We start from the raw sequence: 3944 nt of genomic DNA on the forward strand, positions 1-3944 counted from the left end.
ACCTCGTCCAGCGGGGCATCGGTGCGGGCCACGGCCACCAGTACCTCGCCCTGCGTACGGACGGCCGCCGGCGCGGCCGGCGCCGAGCCCGGCGTGCGGCCCGCGCCGATGCCCGAACCGAAGGTCTTCCGGACGATCGAGAAGGCGTGGTCCAGCTGCGCCTCCACGTCCCCCTGGCCCCCCGCGCGCAGCCAGCGCCGCAGCACGTGGTTGTGGGCCGTGACCACCGCCGAGGCGGCCACCTCGGCCAGCAGCGGGTCGTCGTTGCCGGCCTGGTGGTCGTGCTCGTCGAAGTGGGCGAGCAGGTAGCGGGTGAACAGCCGCTCGTACCGGGCCACCGAGGCGATCTCCCGCTCCCGCAGCGCCGGCACCTCACGGGTCAGCCGGTAGCGCTCCACCGACACCGCCGGCGAGGCGGCGTACATCTTCATGACTTCCTTGATCCCGCGGCACACCGTGTCGAGCGGGTGCTCGTGCGCCGGGGCGACGTCCAGGACGGCCTCGGCGCGGGTCAGGGTGTCGTCGTGGTCCGGGAAGATCGCCTCTTCCTTGGACCGGAAGTGCCGGAAGAAGGTCCGCCGCGCCACCCCGGCGGTCGCGGCGATCTCGTCGACCGTCGTCGCCTCGTACCCCTTGGTCGCGAAGAGCTCCATGGCCGCGGCGGCGAGCTCGCGGCGCATCTTGAGCCGCTGAGCGGCCGCCTTGGTGCCGGCCGGGCTCTCCGGGCTGTCGGAGGCCGTGGCGGCGCGGGGCGAGGTCTTGGCGGGCTGGGACATAGAGCGAAAGTACTTCATTCGTGCAGGGGAGCGCGCCTGCGGGGGGTGGGAGAGGGGTGGATGCGGGGGAGAGCCCGCACTGGGCTCGTGAGGGTTGGCCCGCCGTGAGGGTCCGGCGGGCCCGAGCAGCCCTCCCCACGCATCCGGCTCGTGGCCCGACGGATTACCGGCGGGCGGCGTACTCACGGAATCCGCGGCCGGTCTTCCGGCCCAGGCAGCCCGCCGCCACCAGGTGCTCCAGCAGCGGGGACGGGGCCAGGCCCGGGTCGCGGAACTCCTTGTGCAGGACCTTCTCGATGGCCAGCGACACATCCAGGCCGACCACGTCGAGAAGCTCGAACGGGCCCATCGGGTAGCCGCCGCCCAGCTTCATCGCCGCGTCGATCTGGTCGATGTCGGCGTAGTGCTGCTCGACCATCTTGATCGCGTTGTTGAGGTACGGGAACAGCAGTGCGTTCACGATGAAGCCGGCCCGGTCGCCGCAGTCCACCGGGTGCTTGCGCACCTTGAGACAGATCTCGCGGACCGTGGCGTGCACGTCGTCGGCCGTCAGGACGGTCCGGACCACCTCGACCAGCTTCATCGCCGGAGCCGGGTTGAAGAAGTGCATGCCGATCACGTCCTGCGGGCGCGAGGTCACGCGGGCAACCGCGATCACCGGCAGCGAGGAGGTGGTGGTGGCGAGCACCGCACCCGGCTTGCAGACCTTGTCCAGGGCCGCGAACAGCTCCTGCTTGACCGCCAGGTCCTCGGCGACGGCCTCCACGGCGAGGTCCACCTCCGCGAAGGCGTCCAGCGACCCCGCCGGAGTGATCCGCTCCAGGGTCTGGGCCGCGCCCTCCTCGGTCAGGCGGCCCTTGGACACCGCACGGCCCAAGGACTTCCCGATCGCGGCCTTGGCGGCCTCGGCCTTCTCCTGGCTGCGGGCGGCGAGCACCACGCTGTAACCGGCCTGCGCGAAGACCTGGGCGATCCCGCTCGCCATGGTCCCGGAGCCGGCCACGCCGACCGAGCTGACGGGACGGCCGCCGCCCACCAGGGACCCGTCGAGCGGGGTCTGCAGGTCGCGGACGATCACCGAGCTGCCCGGCGCCTCGTACGTGTAGAAGCCGCGGCCGGACTTCTGCCCGGTCAGGCCGGCCTCGGCCAGCTGGCCCAGGATCGGGGCCGGGGCGTGCAGACGGTCGCCGGAGGAGGCGTACATGGCCTCCAGGACGGTACGGGCGGTGTCCACGCCGATCAGGTCGAGCAGTGCGAGCGGGCCCATGGGCAGCCCGCAGCCGAGCCGCATGGCCGCGTCGATGTCCTCGCGGGAGGCGTACCGCGCCTCGAACATGGCGGCGGCCTGGTTGAGGTAGCCGAAGAGCAGGCCGTCGGCGACGAAGCCGGGCCGGTCGCCGACCGGGACGGGCTCCTTGCCGAGCTCGCGGGCCAGTTCGGTGACCGCCTCGACGGCCGGCGGGGCGGTCAGGACGCAGGAGACGATCTCGACCAGCTTCATCGCCGGGACCGGGTTGAAGAAGTGCAGGCCCAGCACACGTTCCGGGCGCAGGGACTCGGCGGCCATGCGCGTCACCGACAGCGCGTTGGTGCCGGTGGCCAGGATGGTGTCGGGCCGCACGATCGCGTCGAGCTCGCGGAACACCTGCTGCTTGATCTCGTACGACTCGGGCACGACCTCGATGACCAGATCGGCCTCGGCGGCGGCGCCCAGGTCGGTGAAGGTGCGGAAGCGGGCGAGCACGTCGCCCCGCTCCTGCTCGGTGAGCCGCTCCCGGGCGACGGAGCGCGCGGTGGCCGCGGCGAGGGAGGTCGCGGCCCGGTGGGCGGCGGCCTCGCTGATGTCGATGCCGATGACCTCGCGACCGGCCCGGGCGAGGACCTCGGCGATGCCGGTGCCCATCGTGCCGAGGCCGACGACGGCGATGGTCTGCAGGGTGGGCTGACTGGACTGACGGTCCATCGAGGGACTCCAGTGGAAGAGGGTGACGACTGGGGGGCGCGCGGCGCACGTCGCGCGCGGATGCCGTACGGAAGAGCCGTGCGGTGGAAGGACCCGGGATGAGCGGGTCCGAGGGGAGGAGCCCGCGGGGAAGAGGAGTCCCTGGGGCGGAAACGGCGGAACCCTGTCCCGGGGTCACACCGTGGATACGAACCGACCGACACGAGGCGGCTGCGTCACCAGGCCGCCCTCGTACGTGTTGAAACGACAGTAACTCGCCGGTAACTGGTCCGCCAGAGCGCGGAGATGTGACCTGTACCGCCCAAATGTACCGATCATCGATCATCGATCAACCACGTGTCTCCGATGTCCCGAAACCCGGCACGGCGACCGCTGTGTCCCCCTAGGGTGGCCGGGTGAACGACGTGCTGGAGCGCCTGCGGGCGGAGGCGGGACCGTCACCCGAGTACGAGGTGCTGCTCACGGCCGCCCCCGACGGCCTCGCGGCCTCCCTGGCCTCGGCCGGGCTGCCCCTGTGGGCCCGCGAACTGGCCGCGTACCGGCTGGGCCTCGCGGGAGACCGCCGGGCCTTCGAAGCCCTCGTCCTGCTCCTCAACCACCGGGACCCCGCCCGCTGCGCGGCGGCCGCCGAGGCCTTGGCCGTCCTCGACGACCCGCGTACCGCCCGCGCGGCTGCGGCCCTCGCGACCAACAGCCTGCGCACGGCCTACGCCCTGCAACCCGTGCGGCTGCTCACCGCCCTGCGCGCCCCCGAGTCCGTACCGGCCCTGATGGCCACCCTGGGACGGCTGCTCTCCCCGCACCAGCCGTACTGGCGGGTGGCCCTGGCCTGCGTCGAGGGCCTCGGCGCCCTCGCCGACCCCCGCGCCCGCGAACTCCTCACACGCGCCCAGTCCCACCCCCGGCTGGCGGTGGCGGCGACGGCCGCACTGCGCCACCTGGGCTGAGGCCGCGGCCTGCCTGCGCGGCGATGACCGCGAAGGCCCGGCCTCGACGAGGAGTCCGGGCCGCCACAGCCCCGAGACCCGCACCGCCGAGGAGGCGGAGAGGAGGCCGGCCGGGGAGCACGGCGTCGCGGACCTCCCGCACCGCCGGGAGGGCACGCGACGTCCGTGACGCGGTACGTGATCTTCATGACCTCCTCGAAGGTCGTCCCGGCCGCGGCCCGGGCACCGGCGCAGGCTTCGGTGGCCGGCCCGGTGCCC

The 3944-nt window shown here is 73.2% G+C and carries 3 protein-coding genes; 1 reads left to right on the forward strand and 2 read right to left on the reverse strand.

Annotated features, from left to right (window positions below; genetic code table 11):
* Together ACWGIU_RS31950 and ACWGIU_RS31955 are read right to left on the reverse strand one after the other, a co-directional pair.
* On the reverse strand, positions 1-776 hold a 776-nt coding region (locus ACWGIU_RS31950), incomplete at its 3' end, for a TetR family transcriptional regulator (RefSeq protein WP_453711600.1).
* 163 nt (positions 777-939) lie between these two features.
* Entirely contained in the window at positions 940-2739 is a 1800-nt protein-coding gene (locus ACWGIU_RS31955; RefSeq protein WP_453711601.1) for a 3-hydroxyacyl-CoA dehydrogenase family protein, read from the reverse strand.
* Positions 2740-3134: 395 nt separating this feature from the next.
* Between ACWGIU_RS31955 and ACWGIU_RS31960 the strand changes: the two genes are divergently transcribed.
* A complete protein-coding gene (locus tag ACWGIU_RS31960; protein WP_453711602.1) occupies positions 3135-3686 on the forward strand; it encodes an adenylosuccinate lyase in 552 nt (183 codons plus the stop codon).
* The last annotated feature ends 258 nt before the right edge of the window (positions 3687-3944 follow it).

The sequence above is a fragment of the Streptomyces sp. NPDC054840 genome (assembly GCF_053611065.1).